Genomic DNA, 18,924 nt, shown 5'->3' with positions numbered 1-18,924 from the left:
TCCAGGAGTCCCCATGGCCATCGAGGTCCGCATCCCGACCATCCTCCGCACCTACACCGACGGCGCCAAGGCCGTCGAGGGCAGCGGGGAGACCCTCGCCGAGCTGTTCGCCGACCTCGAGTCCCGCCACACGGGCATCCAGGAGCGCATCGTGGACCGGTCCGCCGGCGGCGAGCTGCGCCGCTTCGTGAACGTGTACCTCAACGACGAGGACGTCCGCTTCCTCGACGGCATCTCCACCAAGCTGGCCGACGGCGACAACGTCACGATCCTCCCGGCCGTGGCCGGCGGCATGCGCTGATGCGCTACGACAGCCCCCTCGCCGCCGTCGGGAACACCCCGCTGGTCCGCCTGCCGCGCCTGTCCCCGTCGGACGACGTCCGCATCTGGGCCAAGCTGGAGGACCGCAACCCCACGGGCTCCGTCAAGGACCGGCCGGCCCTGCACATGATCGAGCAGGCGGAGAAGGACGGCCGTCTCACCCCGGGCTGCACCATCCTGGAGCCCACCAGCGGCAACACCGGCATCTCCCTGGCCATGGCGGCCCGCCTCAAGGGGTACCGCATCGTCTGCGTCATGCCGGAGAATACCTCGCAGGAACGGCGCGACCTGCTCACCATGTGGGGGGCGGAGATCATCCCGTCCCCCGCCGCGGGCGGCTCCAACACCGCCGTACGCGTGGCCAAGGAGCTCGCGGAGCAGAACCCCGACTGGGTGATGCTCTACCAGTACGGCAATCCGGACAACGCCGCGGCCCACTACGCCACGACCGGCCCCGAGATCCTCGCCGACCTTCCGTCGATCACTCACTTCGTCGCCGGCCTCGGCACCACCGGCACCCTCATGGGCGTCGGCCGCTACCTGCGCGAGCACAAGCCCGACGTACGGATCGTCGCCGCCGAACCGCGCTATGACGACCTGGTGTACGGGCTGCGCAACCTCGACGAGGGCTTCGTCCCCGAGCTGTACGACGCCACCGTCCTCACCACCCGCTTCTCGGTCGGCTCCGCCGACGCGGTCACCCGCACCCGGGAGCTCCTCCAGCAGGAGGGCATCTTCGCGGGCGTCTCCACGGGCGCGGCCCTGCACGCCGCGATCGGCGTCGGCCGGAAGGCCGTGAAGGCGGGCGAGACGGCGGACATCGTCTTCATCGTCGCGGACGGCGGCTGGAAGTACCTGTCGACGGGCGTCTACACGGCCCGGACGACGGAGGCCGCCATCGAAACCCTCCAGGGCCAGCTCTGGGCCTGACCCACCCGGCCGGGCGGCCCCCCATTCCCTGACCGACAGGCCCCGCGGGGCGGCCCCCCGCCCGACGAACGCCCCACGCCCCGCCCGCCCGTCGCCCCTCCCGCCGGGCCCGCGCGCCGCCCCTCCCGCCGGGCCGGCGCGACGGGGAGCGAGGACCGCCTGCCCGACCCGCCCGGCGACGGCGCGGCCCCGAGGCCCCTGCGACTCCCGACCCGCCAGGCGACGGCGCGACCCCCAGGGCCCCTGCGACCGACGGCGCGGCTCCCGGGGCCCCTGCGGCTGCTGGTGTGTGGCCCGTGCGCGTTCGTGCGGGCCGGTCTGCCGGCCCGCATATCGGGCGCCTTCCCGGCCGGGCTGCGGGCGCGACGGGTTGCGTGGTTGGGGCGGGGCGCGGTGCGCCGGCTGTGGAGATCGGCTGGGTGTGCAACCGCCTGGCCGGCCGGGTGCTTTCCCGTTGGTCGTCTGTCCGGCCTGGGGGAGGGTGTCCGTCCGGGCCGGCGACGACGCGACCCGACCCCCGGGGCCCCTGCGGCTGCTGGTGTGTGGCCCGTGCGCGTTCGTTCCGGCCGGTCTGCCGGCCCGCATATCGGGCGCCTTCCCGGCCGGGCTGCGGGCGCGACGGGTTGCGTGGTTGGGGCGGGGCGCGGTGTCCCGGCTGTGGAGATCGGCTGGGTGTGCAACCGCCTGGCCGGCCGGGTGCTTTCCCGTTGGTCGTCTGTCCGGCCCGGGGGAGGGTGTCCGTCCGGGCCGGTGACGGCGCGGCGCGACCCCTGCGGCTCCCGGCCCGGGGCCCGGCACGCGGTCACCCCGGCCGGCCCGCCGCCCGGGCCGCAGCGGTCCGCCCGGGCCGGCCGGCGGTGTCAGTCGGTCGTCAGGTGGCGGACCTGGTCCCAGACCAGGGGGTCCACCGCGCCCACGCGGCGGCGGAACTCCCACAGGGCCACGTCGCGCAGTTCGTCCGTCTCCAGGAAGCTCGGCCTGCCCCGGGCGTCGCCGACCGAGCCCGGTGGCAGCACGATCACCCCGGCCCGCTCGTCCCGGTACCTGCTCGTGATCTTCGCGACGAGCGCCGCGTCCCCGCGTACCGCCAGCACCAGGCACGGCCGGTCCTTCGAGCCGGGCCCGTCCTCGTACGGCACGTCGGCCCACCAGATCTCGCCCGGCTCCGGCCGCCGCTCGGGCGGCGCCTGGCCCGGCCGCCGGGGCCCGGCGGGACGGCCCGCCGGCTGGCGCCCCGGCCGCGCCGGGGGCCGCGTGCTCCCGCCCGGCCGCCGCCCGCGCGGCCCGCCCCGCCCGCGCCCGTCGGCCGAGGCCGCGACCAGGGCGAGCACCACGACGGCGCCGAGCGCCAGCCACCAGGACGTGTCCATACCCCCGGACGTTACCGGCCACCGCCCCGCACCGCCCGACCGCACCCCGGCCACCGTCCATCCGAACCGGTGACAGCACGGGTGAGTTCCCCCACAACGGGCCGCTGCGGAGGAGCGTGCCGCCGTGCCGCGCCTTACGCTCGTCGCACCGCACGACCTCCCCCCGCCAGCGCTGCCCCGCTCCCGTCCACGGAGGTTCACGCTCCATGAAGCTCACCGTCGTCGGCTGTTCCGGGTCGTTCCCGTCCGTGGACTCGGCCTGCTCGAGCTACCTCGTAGAGGCCGACGGCTTCCGGCTGCTCCTCGACATGGGCAACGGCGCCCTGGGCGAGCTGCAGCGCCACTGCGGTCTGTACGACCTCGACGCCATCTTCCTCAGCCACCTCCACGCCGACCACTGCATCGACATGTGCGGGTACTTCGTCGCCCGCTACTACCGCCACGAGGGGGGCCGTTGCGACGCCCTCCCGGTGTACGCGCCGGACGGCGCCGAGCAGCGGCTGACCACGGCGTACGCGGACACCCCGTCCCCGACGGCGATGAGCGAGGTCTTCGACTTCCGCACGCTCCGCTCCGGGAGCTTCGACCTGGGCCCGTTCCGGGTGCGGACCGAGCGGGTGTGCCACCCCGTCGAGGCGTACGGCATCCGCGTCGAGCACGGCGGCAAGTCCCTCGCGTACTCCGGGGACACCGGCGTGTGCGACGCCCTGGACGAGCTGGCGGTCGGCACGGACCTGTTCCTCTGCGAGGCGTCCTTCACGCACGGCAAGGAGGACATCCCCGAGCTGCACCTGAACGGCCGCGAGGCGGGCGCCACCGCCGCCCGCGCCGACGTCGGGCGCCTCGTCCTGACGCACGTCCCGCCGTGGACGGACGGCGAGCGGAACCTCGCCGACGCCCGTTCCGTGTACGGCGGCCCGGCGGAGCTGGCCCGCCCGGGCACGGTCTACGAACTCTGACGGCCCCCGGGCCCGCCGAGCCCCGCCGGCAGCGCCCGCAACCGCTCCGGGTCCTCGGCCAGGCCCTGCCCGGCACCCCGCTCCGCCGCGGCCCGCAGCGCCGCCGGCACCAGGTCGTACCGGCCGCCGGCCGGCGCCACCGTCGCCCGCACCTCGTACAGCTGCCCCCTCAGGTGCCGGTCGTCGAACGTCTCCCACCGCCGTCCCCGTGATCCGGTCCGCGAGCTGCGACAGCCGGCCCAGGACGCGACGCGACTCCATCAGCGCGGTGTAGTACGCCGCTTCGACCCGCCGGCCCGCGCCGTCGAGCCGGGCGGCGTACGCGGTGAGCCGCTCCCGGCGGCCGAAGCCGAGGGCGAGCCGGGCACAGCAGCGCCCACGCGTCGACGTGCCGTTCCGTCAGGAACGCCAGGGCGTCGTCGGCAGCGGCCGCTCCACGGCCGCCTCTTACGCACGGGCCCGCTTGATGATCAGGGTCCGGGTCCATGGGGGGATCTCTCCCGTGTCGATGCCACGGACGTCCGGCGCCGCCTGTCAGGGGGGCGCTGCGTGTCAGGGGGCGCGGCGTGGGGGCTGGCGCCGCGCGGGGCGCCCGGCGACCGGGTGCGGGTGCAGGTGCGGGTGCGGACGCGGGTCGGGCCCGGGTCCGGGTACGGCGAAGCCCGGCCGTCGGGTGGGACGGCCGGGCCTCGGGGTGCCGCCGATCAGGTCGGCTCGCGGGGCGTGGTTACTTCGCCTCCGCCTTCTGCAGCTCCGCCAGTTCCTCGTCGGACTCGCGGCCCGGCGTCGGCAGGTCGAACTTGACGATCGCGAAGCGGAAGACCACGTAGTAGACGGCCGCGAAGCACAGGCCGACCAGGGCGAGGCCCCACGGGTTGGTGGCGATGCCCAGGTTGAGGAAGAAGTCGACCGCGCCGGCGGAGAAGCCGAAGCCGTCCTTCATGCCGAGCGCCCAGGTCAGCGCCAGCGAGACGCCGGTCAGCACCGCGTGCAGGGCGTAGAGGACGGGGGCGATGAACATGAAGGTGAACTCGATCGGCTCGGTGACACCGGTGACGAACGAGGTCAGCGCGAGCGAGAACATCATGCCGCCGACGACCTTGCGGCGCTCGGGGCGGGCGCAGTGGACGATGGCGAGGCAGGCCGCCGGGAGGGCGAACATCATGATCGGGAAGAAGCCGGTCATGAACTGCCCGGCGGTCGGGTCGCCTTCGAGGAAGCGGGCGATGTCACCGCTCTTGCCGTTGTACTCGCCCGCCTGGAACCACGGGAAGGAGTTCAGCAGGTGGTGCATGCCGACCGGGATCAGGGCGCGGTTGGCGACACCGAAGATGCCCGCGCCGACGGCGCCGGAGTTGACGAGGCTCTCGCCGAACCAGTGCAGACCCGCGCCGAGCCAGGGCCAGATGAGCCCGAAGACGATGCCGGTGAGCAGACCGGCGAAGGCGGAGAGGATCGGGACGAGCCGGCGGCCGCCGAAGAAGCCCGCCCAGTCGGGCAGCTTGGTGCGGTAGAAGCGCTGGTAGAGCAGGGCCACGATGATGCCCATGACCACGCCGCCGAGCACCTTGGCGTCGACCGCCTGCTCCACCATGACGATCTTGCCGTCGACGATGGCTTCCTTCTTCGGCAGGCTGCTGTCCGTGAAGGTGCCCAGCACGCTCTTGAAGACCAGGTAACCCGTCACCGCGGCCAGGGCGGTCGACCCGTCGGACTTCTTCGCGAAGCCGATCGCGATGCCGACCGCGAAGAGCAGCGCCATGTTGTCGAGCAGCGCGCCACCGCCCGCGGCCATGTACCCTGCGATCTTGGTGATGAAGGCCGGGAACGACTCCCTGCCGAGCATGTCGGGCTGGCCGAACCGCACGAGGAGCGCGGCGGCGGGCAGCACGGCGACCGGCAGCATCAGGCTGCGGCCGATGCGCTGCATGACAGCCATCGCGCCCGCGCCCTTCTTCTTCTCCGCCGCGGGGGCGGTGCTGGCCGTACTCATCTACTTCCTCCAGTGGGCAAGGCGCCGCCCGGGGAAGGAAAAAGAGGGACGGCGGCGTCTCGGGGGACGCGGCACGGGGGACGGGGCCGCGTGGTCTACACCATTGCTGGTGTAGACCTGTTGTAGCACGGTCGGGGATAGATAAGGAACCTGCAAATTCGTGACGCGTCCCCTACAGCCCGTGCGCGGTCCGCGAGCTTTTGGTGAAGGCGCGCGTGAAGCCCCCGGACCGGGCGGTCCGGGGGCTTCACCGGAGCTGTTTCCCGGGGGTGGGAGCGCGGCCCGGGGCCTCGCCCCGGCCGGTACGGCTCGCCCCGGGGGCCGGCCGGGGAGGCGTACGCGGGGCCGGCCGGGGAGGCGTACACGGGTGGGGTCCGCCTACGGCGCCGCCGCCCGCTGCTCGGGCTCCTCCTGCACCTCCTCCGGCTCCCGCCCCGGCGTCGGCAGGTCGAAGAACGTGATCGCGAAGCGGAAGACCACGTAGTACACCACCGCGAACCCCAGGCCGATCGGGATGATCAACCACGGTTTGGTGTCCAGGTGCCAGTTCACGACGTAGTCGATCAACCCCGCCGAGAAGCTGAACCCCGCGTGCACCCCGAGCGCCCAGGTGATCACCATCGACGCACCCGTCAGCACCGCGTGCAGCCCGTACAGCAGCGGCGCCGCGAACATGAACGAGAACTCGATCGGCTCCGTCACCCCCGTCACGAACGACGTCAGCGCCACCGACACCATCAGCCCCGTCACCTCGTGCCGCCGCTCCGGCCGCGCCGTGTGCGCGATGGCGAGCGCGGCCGCAGGCAGGCCGAACATCATGATCGGGAAGAAGCCCGACATGAACTGCCCGGCCGTCGGGTCCTCCGCGAAGAACCGCGTCAGGTCACCCCGCACCACCGTCCCGTCCGGCTTCCTGAACTCACCCGCCTGGAACCAGAAGAACGTGTTCAGGAACTGGTGCATCCCCACCGGGATCAACAACCGGTTCGCCAGGCCGAAGATGCCCGCGCCCCACGCGCCCAGGTCGATCAGGTGCCGGGCGAACCACTCCAGCGCCACGCCGACCGGCTCCCACAGCAGCCCGAACAGCACACCGAGGACCACGCACAAGAACGCCATCTGGATCGGGACCAGCCGGCGCCCGTTGAAGAAGCCCAGCCAGTCGACCAGCTTCGTCCGGTGGTACCGCTGCCACACCACGGCCGTCAGCAGACCGATCAGGATGCCCCCCAGCACCCCCGGGTTCTGCGGCACCCCCTCCGGCAGCTCCTCCGTCACCGTCCCCTCGCGCGGGAACGCCTGGAGCACGTTGAAGTACACGAGGAAACCGACCACCGCAGCCAGCGCCGTCGACCCGTCCGCCTTCTTCGCGAACCCGATCGCCACACCGATGCAGAAGAGCAGCGGCAACCCGAACGAACCGTCGAGGATCGCGGTACCGCCCTTCAGCAGCACGTCCGACGTCCGCTCCCAGAAGGGCCCGTCCAGGTACGCCGAGAACAGGTTGCCCAGACTCACCAGCAGACCGGCGGCGGGCAGCACCGCCACCGGCAGCTGCAGGCTCCGGCCGACCTTCTGCAGCCCCTGGAACAGCCCGCTCCACCGTGACTTGCGCGGGGCGGCCGTGCCCTCCGTACGCTCCTTGCTCATCCGCGTCCTCCCGGAACAGACTGGTGTAGACCAGTTGCGATAGGCTCCCCGGAGCCCGGCCGCGGGCAGGGTGCCGGTGATCGTCATGTTCGAGGACGGGGCGGCGACTCGCCTGCGTAGATGGGCCAACCGTGAGTTACCGTGACAAACGCGGACGAACGGCGCGCCGAGACTGCGCTCTTTGAACACAGGGAGAAAGACATGGCCAGCAAGGCTGAGAAGATCGTCGCCGGGCTCGGTGGGATCGACAACATCGAAGAGGTCGAGGGCTGCATCACCCGCCTCCGCACCGAGGTCAACGACCCCGCCCTGGTCGACGAGACCGCGCTGAAGGCCGCCGGCGCCCACGGCGTCGTCAAGATGGGCTCCGCCATCCAGGTCGTCATCGGCACCGACGCCGACCCCATCGCCGCCGAGATCGAAGACATGATGTGACCCGCCGCTGAACGGCACGACACCTCACCGGGCCCGCCCCCGCACCGCCCACCGGGCAGTACGGAGGCGGGCCCCGTCACGTTCCCACCCCCACCCCCGCCCCGCTCCCGCCCACCCGGCACACGCCACCCCCGCCAGCCCCTAGGCTCTTCGCCATGACCCGAATCGACGGCCGCACCCCCGAACAGCTCCGCCCGGTCACCATCCACCGCGGCTGGAGCAAGCACGCCGAGGGCTCCGTCCTCATCTCCTGCGGCGACACCCGCGTCCTGTGCACCGCCTCCGTCACCGAGGGCGTCCCCCGCTGGCGCAAGGGCAGCGGCGAAGGCTGGGTCACCGCCGAGTACTCCATGCTCCCCCGCGCCACCAACACCCGCGGCGACCGCGAGTCCGTCCGCGGCAAGATCGGCGGCCGCACCCACGAGATCTCCCGCCTCATCGGCCGCTCCCTGCGCGCCGTCATCGACTACAAGGCCCTCGGCGAGAACACCATCGTCCTCGACTGCGACGTCCTCCAAGCCGACGGCGGCACCCGCACCACCGCCGTCACCGGTGCCTACGTCGCCCTCGCCGACGCCATCGCCTGGGCCCAGGCCAAGAAGCTCGTCAAAGCCGGCCGCAAGCCCCTCACCGGCACCGTCGCCGCCGTCTCCGTCGGCATCGTCGACGGCACCCCCCTCCTCGACCTCCGCTACGAGGAGGACGTCCGCGCCGAGACCGACATGAACGTCGTCTGCACCGGCGACGGCCGCTTCGTCGAGGTCCAGGGCACCGCCGAGGCCGAGCCCTTCGACCGCAAGGAGCTCAACGCCCTCCTCGACCTCGCCACCGGCGGCTGCGCCGACCTCGCCCTCCTCCAGCGCCAGGCGCTCGACACCACCCTCTGAGCAACCACGCCGCCCCCCGGCGGCGTCCCACCGAACACGGGCGCACGGACACACCCGTGCGCCCGCACCGACCAGGGGAGAACCCACCCATGCGCCGACACCGCACCACCACCCTCATCGCCGGCACCGCCCTCACCGCCGCCCTCACCCTCACCGGCTGCGGCACCCTCGACACCGCACTCGGCTGCGTCCAGGCCGCCGACGCCATCGCCACCAGCGTCGACCGCCTCAGCCAGGCCGCCTCCAATGCCGGCGACCCCACCCAGATCGAGGAATCCCTCACCGCCATCGACCAGGAACTCGCCACCCTCAAGGAGAAGACCGGCAACGCCGACCTCTCCAAGGCCGTCGACGACCTCGCCGGCGGCGTCGACCAGGTCCGCACCGCCGTCAACAACGGCGACACCACCCCCGACCTCAAGCCCGTCACCGACGCCGCCGCCGAGGTCGGCAAGGTCTGCACCCCGTGACCCCGTGACCCCGTGACCCCGTGACCACCCGGCCCCTGGCGATACTGGACCCCATGACCCGCCTGATCCTCGCCACCCGCAACGCCGGGAAGATCACCGAACTCCGCGCCATCCTCGCCGACGCCGGACTCCCCCACGAACTCGTCGGCGCCGACGCCCATCCCGACGTCCCCGACGTCCGGGAGACCGGCGTCACCTTCGCGGAGAACGCCCTCCTCAAGGCCCACGCCCTCGCCCGCGCCACCGGCCACCCCGCCGTCGCCGACGACTCCGGCCTCTGCGTCGACGTGCTCGGCGGCGCCCCCGGCATCTTCTCCGCCCGCTGGGCCGGCCGCCACGGCGACGACAAGGCCAACCTCGACCTCCTCCTCGCCCAGCTCGCCGACATCGACGCCCCCCACCGCGGCGCCCACTTCGCCTGCGCGGCCGCCCTCGCCCTCCCCGACGGCACCGAACGCGTCGTCGAAGGACGCCTCGACGGAACCCTCCGGTACGCCCCCGAGGGCAGCGGCGGCTTCGGCTATGACCCGATCCTCCAGCCCGACGGCGACACCCGCACCTGCGCGGAACTCAGCGCGGCCGAGAAGAACGCCATCAGCCACCGCGGCAAGGCCTTCCGCGCCCTCCTCCCGTCCCTCCGGGAACTGCTGGGCTGACGCAACGGAACGGCCCCGCACCTTCGGTAAGGGAAGCGCGGGGCCGTCTCTCCGTGGGCCCGGTGGGACTCGAACCCACGACACACCGGACCTAAACCGGCGCCCTCTCGGCCAGCTGGGGTACGGACCCGTCCCGGCCTACTCTAGCGGGCCGCTCATGCCCCGGGAGTGGGGCACCGACGGGAGAAACCGCCCGTCTGACTGTGGCACGAAGGGCACAAGTAGCGGAGGTTCTCCCGGCGGTTGTCCAGCCGGTCACCGTTGACGTGGTCGATCTCCAGGACCAGCCGTCGGTCCTGCCACGTGTCACCGGTCCCGCACGCGGCGCAGACGCGGGGCACCCCCAGGTCGTCCAGTGCCCGCCGCAGCACGACGGTCTTCACGCGCGGCGAACCGGGCGGTCGCCTCCGCAGGACCTCGCCGGTGGACCTCCGGGTGGGCGCGACCGTGCCGCGGCGATGGGCCTGTCCCGTGAAGTGGGCGGTGGACAGGCCGTGCGCCTCCAGCCCGCGCTTCACCCGGGCGCGTGCGGCACCGGTGTCGCGGAGGCCGAGGACTCTCAGCACTCCCGCCACGCTCGTCGACCCGGCGACGGCGGACGCCAGTGGCTCGCGGGGGAGCGGGCCCGGCCCGTGCCTACGGCCACCGGTGAAGTGCGAGGTGTCAATGCCGAACCGGTCGAGCCTCTTCCTGATGTGACCGTACGAGCCGTCCTGCGGTGGGCAGCCCAGGTGTTCCAGCACCTCCCGGATGCTGTGGGAGCGGGCGGCCGCTTCCTCCAGCCGCTCCCTGGAGTAGGTGCGCTTCTCCCGGGAGGGGAGGGTCTCCTCCACGAAGTGGGACGTGTCCGTCCCGTAGTGCGCGAGCCTCCGGCGCAGGTACCTCAGGGGGCCGGCGCCGACGGGTGTGCCGAGACGCCGCAGGAGGTCCACGAGGCTGGACGACGAGGCGGCGGTCCTCGCCAGGACGTCGCGGGTGTACCGGGGCGTGCTCATGCCGTCGTCCTCCGCCTACGACCCCGGTGGGTGTCGGTGACGGCGTGGCAGTTCGGGCAGAGCAGGCGGAGGTTCCCCGGGCGGTTGTCCCACCAGTCCCCGCTGATGTGGTCGACTTCCAGCCGGAGGGGTGCGCCGTTCCACTCGGGCCCGGTGCCGCACGTCGCGCACCGCTCCGGCACCCCGGTCCTGAGCAGCTCGCGTCGGAGCCGCTCGCCGCGCACCCGGCCCTCCTCCGGCGCCCGGAGGGTCAGCAGCGGCCGCCGTGCCCGCCTGGAGCCGGCCCCCCGTGGTGCCGCGAAGTGCGAGGTGTCGATGCCGAGCGCTGCGATCCGGCGGCTGATGTGGGCTTGGTTCCCACCGACCGGACGGAGTCCGAGGCGGCGCACGACGTCGCTGACACCGTTCGAGAGGGCGACCGCCTCGCGCAGGGTCTCCTCCGTGTGCCGGGCCCACCGTGCGGGGAAGTGGGAGGTGTCCACGCCGGCCTCCGCCATCTTCCTGCGCAGGTAGCGTCGACTGCCCGCCGTGGGTGTGCCACCGCACCAGCGCACCGCTTCATGCCAGTCGTTCGTCGCGCGTGCCGCCTCCGCGAGCAGTTCCCGGGTGTACCTGACCACCGCCATCGCGCTCCCCTCCCCATCCGGCCGTACGTTCGTGGCCTCGTACGGGTCAACGAAACGCTTGTCCGGTGGTCACGTTCGGCGGGCGGAAGGGCCCGGGCCGCCGGTGGGGCGGTGCGGGCCGTTCGTGGTGGGGGTGCGAGGGGGCGCGCCGGGGTCAGATGCCGAGGTCCTTGATGATCTTCGCGACGTGGCCGGTGGCCTTCACGTTGTACAGGGCGCGCTCGACCTTGCCGTCGGCGTCGACGATCACGGTGGAGCGGATGACGCCCGTCACCGTCTTGCCGTAGAGCTTCTTCTCGCCGAAGGCGCCGTACGCCTCCAGGACCTTCTTCTCCGGGTCGCCGACGAGCGTGACCCGCAGGTCCTCCTTCTCCCGGAACTTCGCCAGCTTCTCCGGCTTGTCCGGCGAGACGCCGATCACGTCGTACCCGGCGTCGGCCAGGACGTCGAGGTTGTCGGTGAAGTCGCACGCCTGCTTGGTGCAGCCGGGGGTGAGGGCGGCCGGGTAGAAGTAGACGATGACCTTGCGGCCCTTGTGGTCCGCGAGCGAGACCTCCTTGCCGTCCGCGTCGGGCAGGGTGAAGGCGGGGGCGGTGTCGCCGGGCTGCAGTCGCTCGCTCATGGTCGTGGCTCCTCACGGGGGTGTGGTGGTACCGGACCGAGCCTAATGGGGGTCTGTGACAGCCTGCGGGCCGCGGAGCTGACAAACTGTGCGGGACGACCGGAGATCCACGACCACCTACGGAGGCAGCTCGGTGTCGGACGCCAGGACCCCCGCGCAGATCGAGGCGGACATCGTCCGCCGGCGCGAGCAGCTCGCCGTCACGCTCGACGAGATCGGCGTACGGATGCACCCGAAGACGATCATGGGCGACGCGAAGGCGAAGGTGGCGTCCACGGTCGACGAGACGGCCGGCCGGGCCTACGTCGCCGTGAACCGGGTGGTGGCCGACGTCAAGGCGGGCCTGGTGACCGAGGACGGTGGCCCGCGCCTGGAGCGGGTGATCCCGGTGGCGCTGCTCGCCGTCGGTGTCGTCGGCCTGATCGTGCTGTCGGGCCGCGGCAAGCGCCGGAAGTAGTCCCCCGGCCGGCGCCGCCCCGCCTCCCGGCCGGTCCCCGCCGGTCCGCCGCGGTTCGCGCCGCCCCCCGTCGGTCCGCGGCGTTCCGGCGGGGGGCGGGGCGCCGCTCGCGGTCGGGGTTCCGGCCGTGTGCGGGGCCCCTCCGGCGCCGGTGTGCGGCCCGGCCGGGTAAGTTCGTGGCGTGAGCGAGAACACCCACGACAAGTTGCCCATCCGGATGCTGCACGACCGGGTGCTGGTCCGGTCCGACGTTCCCGAGGGCGAGCGGCGCTCGGGAGGCGGCATCCTCATCCCCGCGACCGCGGCGGTGGGCCGCAGGCTGGCCTGGGCCGAGGTGGTCGCGGTCGGTCAGAACGTCCGGACCGTCGAGGCGGGCGACCGCGTCCTGTACGACCCCGAGGACCGTGCCGAGGTCGAGGTGCGGGGCGTGGCGTACGTGCTGATGCGGGAGCGGGACCTGCACGCGGTGGCCGCCGACCGCTTCGAGGGGTCGGAGGACTCCACGGGGCTCTACCTCTGAGCGTTCCGGCCCCCGCCGCCCGTCCCCCCGGGTCCGGTTACCCTGGGGGGAACCCGACGAGACGCGCCGTACCGGGTCCGAAGGCAAAGACGACGCACCGCCTGTTGCTCTCGTCTCGAAGGGTGCGTGTCGCCATGGCCTGGGTCCTGCTCGTCGTCGCCGGTCTGCTGGAGGTCGGCTGGTCGGTGGGGATGAAGTACACCGACGGGTTCACGCGGCTGTGGCCGAGCGTGCTGACGTGTCTGGGGATCGCCGCCAGCATGGTGTTGCTGGCGCGGGCGGCCCGGACGCTGCCGATCGGCACGGCGTACGGGGTGTGGGTGGGGATCGGCGCCGCCGGTGCGGCGGTGCTGGGGATGGTCGTCTTCGACGAGCCCGCGACCGCCGCCCGGATCTTCTTCGTCTGTCTGCTGCTGGTGGCCGTGGTGGGGCTGAAGGCCACGTCGGGTCACTGACGGCCGGCCGCGGGCCCCGTCCGGACGGTGCCGCCCGCGGGGGCCGCGCCCGGGCCCGGTGCCGGGGCGGGGGCGGGTGGTCGCTGTTCCGGTCCGTTCCCCGGGGTCGCCGTCCGTCCCCGGCGCTGTTCGCCGCCGGGTGCCTGCGCCCGGGTCATGGCTGTGCCTGTCCCGGGTTCCGTGCCTGCCCTTGGTTCTCGGACTGGTCCTGTGCCTGGTCCTGGGTCCGGGTCCGGCCGGGGGGTTGTTCCGGCCGTGCGGCGGGGGTGCGGCCGGGGCCGTGGTCGCCCTCGTCGTACCGTTCGCCGTCCGGCGCCCACACCTCCTCCTCGTGCGGCCCCTCCCAGGGGGCCTCCGACCCGGGCGGCCGGTCGGTGCCCCAGGGCGCGTCGAACGGGAAGTCGGCGCCTTCGGCGACCTCCAGGTCGAAGTCCCGGACCGGTGTGCCCTCCAGGGCGGTTCCCGTGTAGTGGGCCCAGATCTCCGCGGGCGGGCCGCCGCCGTTGACGCGGTCCAGGCCGAGCGCCCCGTACAGCGGCCGCTGGGCGCCCGTGTCGGGGTCCTGGCCCATGAGGGCGACGACGGTGGCGAGGTCGGGCGTGTAACCCGCGAACCAGGCGGCCTTGTCGTCCTCGGCGGTGCCGGTCTTGCCGGCGGCGGGGCGTCCCGCGGCGCGGGCGGCGGTGCCGGTGCCGCCCTCGACGACGCCGCGCAGCACGGCCGTGGTGGTGTCGGCGGCCTCGCGGCTGACGGCCTGGCGGACGGTGGCGCCGGCGGCGGGCAGGGGCAGGGGCTGGTCGCCGGCGGGGTCGATCCGTTCGACCTTGTCGACGAGGGTGTACAGGCCGCGCCGGCCGTGGTTGGCGAGCGTCGCGTACGCCTCCGCCATGTCGAGGACGCTGGCGGTGGCGGGGCCCAGGGCGATCGACGGGGAGGCGTTGAGGTCGGGGGTGTCGGCGGGCAGGCCGAGGGCGATGGCGGTGCGCTTGACCTTCTTCGGTCCGACGTCGACGGCGAGCTGCGCGTACACGGCGTTGACGGACCGGTCGGTGGCGGTGCGCAGGGGGATGCCGCCGTAGTTGACGTCGTCCTCGTTGGCGGGGGCGTAGAGGGCGCCGGTCCAGCCTTCGACGGGGCGTTTGTTGCTGCCGTCGTAGACGGTGTTCGGGGTGATGGGTTCGCCGGTCTGCGTGGTGGCGCCGTGGGCCACGGCGGAGGCCAGGACGAACGGTTTGAAGGTGGAGCCGACCTGGTAGTCGCGGCGGGTGGCGTTGTTGACGTACTGCCGGGTGTAGTCGACGCCGCCGTAGAGGGCGACGACGCGGCCGGTGGCGGGTTCGATGGAGGCGCCGCCGACCCGTACGTACCGGTCGGCGGGGTTGGCGGCCGGGTCGAGCCGGTCGGTCACCTGTGCGCGTACGGCGTCGGCGAAGGCGTCCATGCGGCCCTTCTCCAGGGTCGTGGTGATGCGGTAGCCGCCGGCGGCGATGGCCTGTTCGCTGAGGATGCCGTTGCGGGCGAGGAAGGCGTCGACCGCCTGGACGGCGTAGCCGCGCTGGCCGGCCAGGCCGGCGGTGGGCCGGGCGGGGAGGACCGCGGGGAAGACGAGGCCCTTCCGTTCGGCCGCGGTGAGCCAGCGTTCCTGGACCATGGCGTCGAGGACGTAGTTCCAGCGGGCGAGGGCGCGGGGGCGGTTGGTGGGGCGGGCGCCGACGTCGTAGGCGCTGGGGGCGTTGAGGAGGGAGGCGAGGTAGGCGCCCTCGGCGGTGCTGAGGTCCTGGACGTCCTTGCCGTAGTAGGCGCGGGCGGCGGCCTGGGCGCCGTAGGCGTTGCGTCCGTAGTAGCTGGTGTTGAGGTAGCCCTCGAGGATCTGGTCCTTGGTCTGGCTGCGGTCGAGTTTGATGGCGATGAAGAACTCCTTCACCTTGCGGGTGAGGGTGCGCTCCTGGCCGAGGTAGTAGTTCTTCACGTACTGCTGGGTGATGGTCGATCCGCCCTGCGTGCCCTTGCCGGTGACGGTGTTCCAGGCGGCGCGGACGAGGGCCTCGGGGTCGACGCCGGGCTCGGTGTGGAAGTCGCGGTCCTCGGCGGCGAGGACGGCCTGGCGCAGAGGGCGGGGGACGCGGGCGAGGGGGACGCTCTCGCGGTTCACGCGGCCGCCCTGGGCGAGGGGGGTGCCGTCGGCGTACAGGTAGACGTTGGCCTGGGCGGTCGCGGCGGCGTTGGCGGGCGGGACGTCGACCAGGTGGTAGCCGGCGAGGAGGCCGCCGGTGGCGAGGAGGACGAGGAGGAGGAACCCGCCGAGGACGGTCCGCCGGGTGGGGATGATCCTGCGCCATCCGGTGCGCCGCTTCCGCCGGCGGATGCGGAGGCGGGCGCGGCGGGGCGGTCGGGCGGGTGTGCCGCCGGGGGTGTGGACGGTGGGGTCACGGGGTTCCCAGCCTCCGGTGGTGGGCTGCGGCGGGTCGTCGCTCATGGGTCTCCGGCACGGTCACGATCGCGGTCACTGTCCGACTGTCCGACATGTGGCGGTTTGTCGCCTGTCTCATAGTGCACCGGCCCGACGCCCTTCTCGTGGATCTGACGACCGGACCCGGCCGGACCGACCGGACCCGGCAGGACCGACCGCACCCGACTGGACCCGCCGCTCCCGGCGGGCCGCTCCGGGCGGCCGCCCGCCATCCCCGCCCGCCATCCCCGCCCGCCACCCCAGGCCGCCGCCCCCGACCGGCCGGGCGCGGCCGGAAAAACGGTCGCGCTCCCCGCGGGCGACTGGCTACGCTCACCCGCTTCGGCCGAGCGTCGGCCGCGCGGGACGGGAGAGGGCGGAGGCGGCGTCATGCGGCTGTACCTGGCCGTGCTGAGCGGCGGTTTCCGGCGCCACGCCACCTACCGGATGGCCACCGCCGCCGGGGTCTTCACCAATACCGTCTTCGGCTTCGTCCTGGCGTTCACCTACACGGCCCTGTGGGAGGAGCGCCCCCGGCTCGGCGGCTACGACCTGCCCGAGGCCCTCGCGTACGTCTGGCTCGGACAGGCGCTGCTCGCCGCCTGCTCCCTCATGGGCGGCGGCTTCGAGGACGAGCTGATCGAGCGGATCAGGACCGGTGACATCGCCGTGGACCTCCACCGTCCCGCCGACCTCCAGGCGTGGTGGCTCGCCGCCGACCTGGGGCGCGCCGCGTTCCAGCTGCTGGGGCGGGGGGCCGTGCCGATGGCGGTGGGCGCGTGCGCGTTCGACCTGGCCCTGCCCGAACACCCGCTCACCTGGCCGGCGTTCCTGGTGTCGGTGGCGCTCGGGGTCGTGGTGAGCTTCGCGGTCTGGTTCCTGGTGGCGCTGTCGGTGTTCTGGTTGATGGACGGCGCGGGCGTGGTGCAGGTGGCGTGGTTGTCGGGGCTGTTCTTCTCGGGGATGCTGCTGCCGCTGACGGTCTTCCCGGGCGGGCTGGGGGAGGTCGCGCGGATGCTGCCCTGGGCGTCGATGCTCCAGGTCCCCGCCGACGTGTTCCTGGAGAAGCGGACCGGCTGGGGGCTGCTGGAGGCGTACGCCTTCCAGGCGGGCTGGGCGCTGGTGCTGCTGGGGGCGGGCCGGCTGCTCCAGGCGGTCGCGACGCGCCGAGTGGTGGTGCAGGGTGGTTGACGATCCCGGTGGGCCGGTGGGCCGTGCCGCGTGGGGGGCGCGGGCGTACGGGCTGATCGCCTTGATGTGGATCCGCTCGACGATGACGTACCGCTTCTCCTTCGTGATGACGCTGTTGTCCAACGCGGTGGCGAACTTCTTCGACTTCGTCGTGATCCTGATGATGTTCACGCACGTGCGGGGACTCGGCGGGTTCTCCTTCGCCGAGGTGGCGTTCCTCTACGGGACGACCGGCACCGCCTTCGGCCTGGCGGACCTGGCGATCGGTCAGGTGGGGAAGGTCGGCCGGCGCGTGCGGGACGGCACCCTCGACACGCTGCTGGTGCGGCCGGTGCCGGTGCTGGCCCAGGTGGCGGCGGACCGGTTCGCGCTGCGGCGGCTGGGCCGCGTCACGCAGGGGCTGCTGGTGCTGGTGTGGTCGCTGGTGGTGCTGGACGGGGTGGAGTGGACGCCGCTGAAGGTGGCCATGGTGCCGCTGATGACCCTGACGGGCGCCTTGATCTTCGGCTCGCTGATGACGGCCGGGGCCGCGTTCCAGTTCTGGGCGCAGGACGGCGCCGAGGTCGCCAACTCCTTCACGTACGGCGGGAACACCCTCCTGCAGTACCCGCCGTCCGTCTTCGCCGGCGACCTGGTGCGCGGCGTCGTCTACGTCGTGCCGCTGGCGTTCGTGAACTGGGTGCCCGCCCTGTACGTGCTGGGGCGCGACGCCCCGGCGGGCCTGCCGTCGTGGGCGGCCTTCGCCCCGCCGCTCGTCGCCGCCGTGTGCGTGGCGGCGGCGGGCCTGGCCTGGCGGGCCGGTCTGCGTTCGTACCGATCGACGGGGAGCTGAGGCGTGAGCACCACGGAAGCGGACTTCATCGAGCTGGATGACGTCGAGAAGGTCTTCGACGTCCGGCGCAGGGCGGGTCTGCTGCGCCGGGAGAGGCGGCAGGTGCGGGCGGTGGACGGCATCGGCTTCCGTGTGGCGCGCGGTGAGATGGTCGGGTACATCGGCCCCAACGGCGCCGGCAAGTCCACCACCGTGAAGATGCTCACCGGCATCCTCACGCCGAGCGGCGGCAGGCTGCGGGTCGCCGGCATCGACCCGTCGCGGGAGCGGACGCGCCTGGCCCGCCGGATCGGTGTCGTCTTCGGCCAGCGGACCAGCCTGTGGTGGGACCTGCCGCTGCGCGACTCGTACCGGCTGGTGCACCGTCTGTACCGGGTCCCGGACGCCCGGTTCCGCGAGAACCTCGACCGCTGCGTCGAACTGCTCGACCTGGGCGACCTGCTGGAGGTGCCCGTCCGGCAGCTCTCGCTCGGCCAGCGGATGCGCGGCGACATCGCGGCGGCGCTGCTCCACGACCCGGACGTCCTCTACCTCGACGAGCCGACGATCGGCCTGGACGTCGTGTCGAAGGCGAAGGTCCGCGCGTTCCTGCGGGACCTCAACGCCGACCGCGGCACGACGGTCCTGCTCACCACGCACGACCTCGGCGACATCGAGCAGCTGTGCCGGCGGGTGATGGTCATCGACCACGGGCGGCTCGTCCACGACGGCACCGTGGAGGAGCTGTACGCGGCAGGGGCGGGCGAGCGCACCCTCGTCGTCGACCTGGAGCGCGAGCTGCCGCCCCTGGAGGTCGCCGGCGCGCGCGTCGTCCGGGTCCAGGGGTCGCGGCAGTGGCTGGCCTTCCCGGCGTCGGCGTCGGCCGCGCCGCTCGTCGCCGCGGTCGCCGCCGCCTGTCCGCTGGTCGACCTGTCGGTGCGGGAGCCGGACATCGAGGCGGTCATCGCGAGGATGTACGCCGAACGCCGCACGCCTTAGGGGTGTCCCGGTGGGGAGGGGGAAGGCGTGCCGCGAGAAGGTGAGAATGATCGATTCCGAACGGTCGGGAAGACGGCCGGTCCTGGAACCAGCGGCCTGCCCCGGGAGTAGGTCCTGGAGGACAGGAG

At 73.3% G+C, this 18,924-nt stretch carries 21 protein-coding genes, 1 tRNA gene and 1 riboswitch; of the genes, 13 read left to right on the top strand and 9 right to left on the bottom strand.

What is annotated here, in order from left to right:
* Positions 1-13 precede the first annotated feature (13 nt).
* Positions 14-301 (top strand): MoaD/ThiS family protein, encoded by a 288-nt coding sequence (locus NRO40_RS10820; RefSeq protein WP_058945482.1) that lies wholly within the window; start codon positions 14-16, stop codon positions 299-301.
* Entirely contained in the window at positions 301-1,251 is a 951-nt protein-coding gene (locus NRO40_RS10815; protein WP_058945483.1) for a PLP-dependent cysteine synthase family protein, read from the top strand. Before NRO40_RS10820 ends, NRO40_RS10815 begins: the two co-directional genes overlap by 1 nt.
* An 860-nt stretch (positions 1,252-2,111) precedes the next feature.
* On the opposite strand, the gene NRO40_RS10810 is transcribed toward NRO40_RS10815, so the two are convergent.
* Complete coding sequence (locus NRO40_RS10810) at positions 2,112-2,621, bottom strand: type II toxin-antitoxin system PemK/MazF family toxin (RefSeq protein ID WP_257375388.1); 510 nt, start codon at positions 2,619-2,621, stop codon at positions 2,112-2,114.
* 206 nt (positions 2,622-2,827) lie between these two features.
* On the opposite strand from NRO40_RS10810, the gene NRO40_RS10805 reads away from it, so the two are divergent.
* A complete protein-coding gene (locus NRO40_RS10805; protein WP_058943943.1) occupies positions 2,828-3,580 on the top strand; it encodes an MBL fold metallo-hydrolase in 753 nt (250 codons plus the stop codon).
* On the opposite strand, the gene NRO40_RS10800 is transcribed toward NRO40_RS10805, so the two are convergent.
* The 3 genes from NRO40_RS10800 to NRO40_RS10790 all read right to left on the bottom strand — a co-directional run bounded on the left by NRO40_RS10800 (position 3,568) and on the right by NRO40_RS10790 (position 7,223).
* The gene (locus NRO40_RS10800) at positions 3,568-3,720 is read right to left on the bottom strand and encodes a hypothetical protein (RefSeq protein ID WP_157901908.1); all 153 of its coding nucleotides are present in this window, start codon (positions 3,718-3,720) and stop codon (positions 3,568-3,570) included. The genes NRO40_RS10805 and NRO40_RS10800 overlap by 13 nt on opposite strands.
* Positions 3,721-4,307: 587 nt before the next feature.
* Positions 4,308-5,573 (bottom strand): PTS transporter subunit EIIC, encoded by a 1,266-nt coding sequence (locus NRO40_RS10795; RefSeq protein ID WP_058943942.1) that lies wholly within the window; start codon positions 5,571-5,573, stop codon positions 4,308-4,310.
* A 378-nt stretch (positions 5,574-5,951) separates the two neighbouring features.
* A complete protein-coding gene (locus NRO40_RS10790; RefSeq protein WP_058943941.1) occupies positions 5,952-7,223 on the bottom strand; it encodes a PTS transporter subunit EIIC in 1,272 nt (423 codons plus the stop codon).
* A gap of 141 nt (positions 7,224-7,364) precedes the next feature.
* On the opposite strand from NRO40_RS10790, the gene NRO40_RS10785 reads away from it, so the two are divergent.
* From NRO40_RS10785 to rdgB, 4 genes are all read left to right on the top strand, one after another.
* Positions 7,365-7,658, top strand: a complete 294-nt coding sequence (locus NRO40_RS10785; protein WP_079047323.1) for a glucose PTS transporter subunit EIIB — start codon at positions 7,365-7,367, stop codon at positions 7,656-7,658.
* 155 nt (positions 7,659-7,813) lie between these two features.
* Positions 7,814-8,545, top strand: a complete 732-nt coding sequence (rph, locus tag NRO40_RS10780) for a ribonuclease PH (RefSeq protein WP_058943939.1) — start codon at positions 7,814-7,816, stop codon at positions 8,543-8,545.
* 89 nt (positions 8,546-8,634) lie between these two features.
* Positions 8,635-9,015, top strand: coding sequence for a hypothetical protein (locus NRO40_RS10775; RefSeq protein ID WP_058943938.1), 381 nt, complete (start codon positions 8,635-8,637; stop codon positions 9,013-9,015).
* 53 nt (positions 9,016-9,068) lie between these two features.
* Positions 9,069-9,671, top strand: a complete 603-nt coding sequence (rdgB, locus tag NRO40_RS10770; RefSeq protein ID WP_058943948.1) for an RdgB/HAM1 family non-canonical purine NTP pyrophosphatase — start codon at positions 9,069-9,071, stop codon at positions 9,669-9,671.
* Positions 9,672-9,725: 54 nt separating this feature from the next.
* Here the strand turns inward: rdgB and NRO40_RS10765 are convergent.
* From NRO40_RS10765 to bcp, 4 genes are all read right to left on the bottom strand, one after another.
* Positions 9,726-9,801 (bottom strand) — tRNA-Leu (locus NRO40_RS10765).
* Between the two features lie 25 nt (positions 9,802-9,826).
* A complete protein-coding gene (locus NRO40_RS10760; RefSeq protein ID WP_058943937.1) occupies positions 9,827-10,666 on the bottom strand; it encodes an HNH endonuclease signature motif containing protein in 840 nt (279 codons plus the stop codon).
* Positions 10,663-11,292 carry an HNH endonuclease signature motif containing protein gene (locus NRO40_RS10755; RefSeq protein ID WP_058943936.1) on the bottom strand — a complete coding sequence of 210 codons (630 nt, stop codon included), beginning with the start codon at positions 11,290-11,292 and terminating at the stop codon, positions 10,663-10,665. Before NRO40_RS10755 ends, NRO40_RS10760 begins: the two co-directional genes overlap by 4 nt.
* A 154-nt stretch (positions 11,293-11,446) precedes the next feature.
* Positions 11,447-11,914 (bottom strand): thioredoxin-dependent thiol peroxidase, encoded by a 468-nt coding sequence (gene bcp, locus NRO40_RS10750; RefSeq protein WP_058943935.1) that lies wholly within the window; start codon positions 11,912-11,914, stop codon positions 11,447-11,449.
* Between the two features lie 133 nt (positions 11,915-12,047).
* Here bcp and NRO40_RS10745 point away from each other — a divergent pair, with 133 nt between their 5' ends.
* The 3 genes from NRO40_RS10745 to NRO40_RS10735 all read left to right on the top strand — a co-directional run bounded on the left by NRO40_RS10745 (position 12,048) and on the right by NRO40_RS10735 (position 13,346).
* Positions 12,048-12,371 (top strand): DUF3618 domain-containing protein, encoded by a 324-nt coding sequence (locus NRO40_RS10745; RefSeq protein ID WP_058943934.1) that lies wholly within the window; start codon positions 12,048-12,050, stop codon positions 12,369-12,371.
* Between the two features lie 181 nt (positions 12,372-12,552).
* Positions 12,553-12,891 carry a GroES family chaperonin gene (locus NRO40_RS10740; RefSeq protein ID WP_058943933.1) on the top strand — a complete coding sequence of 113 codons (339 nt, stop codon included), beginning with the start codon at positions 12,553-12,555 and terminating at the stop codon, positions 12,889-12,891.
* Between the two features lie 35 nt (positions 12,892-12,926).
* Positions 12,927-12,990, top strand: a riboswitch (guanidine-III (ykkC-III) riboswitch).
* Positions 12,991-13,025: 35 nt separating this feature from the next.
* Entirely contained in the window at positions 13,026-13,346 is a 321-nt protein-coding gene (locus NRO40_RS10735) for a DMT family transporter (protein WP_058943932.1), read from the top strand.
* A gap of 154 nt (positions 13,347-13,500) precedes the next feature.
* On the opposite strand, the gene NRO40_RS10730 is transcribed toward NRO40_RS10735, so the two are convergent.
* Positions 13,501-15,822, bottom strand: coding sequence for a transglycosylase domain-containing protein (locus NRO40_RS10730; RefSeq protein ID WP_107115178.1), 2,322 nt, complete (start codon positions 15,820-15,822; stop codon positions 13,501-13,503).
* 363 nt (positions 15,823-16,185) lie between these two features.
* On the opposite strand from NRO40_RS10730, the gene NRO40_RS10725 reads away from it, so the two are divergent.
* The 3 genes from NRO40_RS10725 (at position 16,186) to NRO40_RS10715 (ending at position 18,796) form a co-directional block, all read left to right on the top strand.
* Positions 16,186-16,986: an ABC transporter permease gene (locus NRO40_RS10725; protein WP_058943931.1), complete on the top strand. Its 801-nt coding sequence runs from the start codon at positions 16,186-16,188 to the stop codon at positions 16,984-16,986.
* Positions 16,987-17,050: 64 nt separating this feature from the next.
* Positions 17,051-17,818 carry an ABC transporter permease gene (locus NRO40_RS10720; protein WP_079047325.1) on the top strand — a complete coding sequence of 256 codons (768 nt, stop codon included), beginning with the start codon at positions 17,051-17,053 and terminating at the stop codon, positions 17,816-17,818.
* 3 nt (positions 17,819-17,821) lie between these two features.
* The gene (locus NRO40_RS10715) at positions 17,822-18,796 is read left to right on the top strand and encodes an ABC transporter ATP-binding protein (protein WP_058943929.1); all 975 of its coding nucleotides are present in this window, start codon (positions 17,822-17,824) and stop codon (positions 18,794-18,796) included.
* The last annotated feature ends 128 nt before the right edge of the window (positions 18,797-18,924 follow it).

The sequence above is a fragment of the Streptomyces changanensis genome (assembly GCF_024600715.1).
Lineage (GTDB): Bacteria > Actinomycetota > Actinomycetes > Streptomycetales > Streptomycetaceae > Streptomyces > Streptomyces changanensis.
Note: the sequence above shows the minus strand (reverse complement) of the source record. Positions and strands in the feature narration are given on the sequence as shown.

What these genes read in the sequence shown, in the direction of transcription:
- NRO40_RS10820 (WP_058945482.1), top strand. Translation starts at nt 14, where the DNA reads ATGGCCATCGAGGTCCGCATCCCGACCATCCTCCGCACCTACACCGAC.
- NRO40_RS10815 (WP_058945483.1), top strand. Translation starts at nt 301, where the DNA reads ATGCGCTACGACAGCCCCCTCGCCGCCGTCGGGAACACCCCGCTGGTC.
- NRO40_RS10810 (WP_257375388.1), bottom strand. Translation starts at nt 2,621, where the DNA reads ATGGACACGTCCTGGTGGCTGGCGCTCGGCGCCGTCGTGGTGCTCGCC.
- NRO40_RS10805 (WP_058943943.1), top strand. Translation starts at nt 2,828, where the DNA reads ATGAAGCTCACCGTCGTCGGCTGTTCCGGGTCGTTCCCGTCCGTGGAC.
- NRO40_RS10795 (WP_058943942.1), bottom strand. Translation starts at nt 5,573, where the DNA reads ATGAGTACGGCCAGCACCGCCCCCGCGGCGGAGAAGAAGAAGGGCGCG.
- NRO40_RS10790 (WP_058943941.1), bottom strand. Translation starts at nt 7,223, where the DNA reads ATGAGCAAGGAGCGTACGGAGGGCACGGCCGCCCCGCGCAAGTCACGG.
- rph (WP_058943939.1), top strand. Translation starts at nt 7,814, where the DNA reads ATGACCCGAATCGACGGCCGCACCCCCGAACAGCTCCGCCCGGTCACC.
- NRO40_RS10775 (WP_058943938.1), top strand. Translation starts at nt 8,635, where the DNA reads ATGCGCCGACACCGCACCACCACCCTCATCGCCGGCACCGCCCTCACC.
- rdgB (WP_058943948.1), top strand. Translation starts at nt 9,069, where the DNA reads ATGACCCGCCTGATCCTCGCCACCCGCAACGCCGGGAAGATCACCGAA.
- NRO40_RS10760 (WP_058943937.1), bottom strand. Translation starts at nt 10,666, where the DNA reads ATGAGCACGCCCCGGTACACCCGCGACGTCCTGGCGAGGACCGCCGCC.
- NRO40_RS10755 (WP_058943936.1), bottom strand. Translation starts at nt 11,292, where the DNA reads ATGGCGGTGGTCAGGTACACCCGGGAACTGCTCGCGGAGGCGGCACGC.
- bcp (WP_058943935.1), bottom strand. Translation starts at nt 11,914, where the DNA reads ATGAGCGAGCGACTGCAGCCCGGCGACACCGCCCCCGCCTTCACCCTG.
- NRO40_RS10735 (WP_058943932.1), top strand. Translation starts at nt 13,026, where the DNA reads ATGGCCTGGGTCCTGCTCGTCGTCGCCGGTCTGCTGGAGGTCGGCTGG.
- NRO40_RS10730 (WP_107115178.1), bottom strand. Translation starts at nt 15,822, where the DNA reads ATGAGCGACGACCCGCCGCAGCCCACCACCGGAGGCTGGGAACCCCGT.
- NRO40_RS10725 (WP_058943931.1), top strand. Translation starts at nt 16,186, where the DNA reads ATGCGGCTGTACCTGGCCGTGCTGAGCGGCGGTTTCCGGCGCCACGCC.
- NRO40_RS10720 (WP_079047325.1), top strand. Translation starts at nt 17,051, where the DNA reads ATGTGGATCCGCTCGACGATGACGTACCGCTTCTCCTTCGTGATGACG.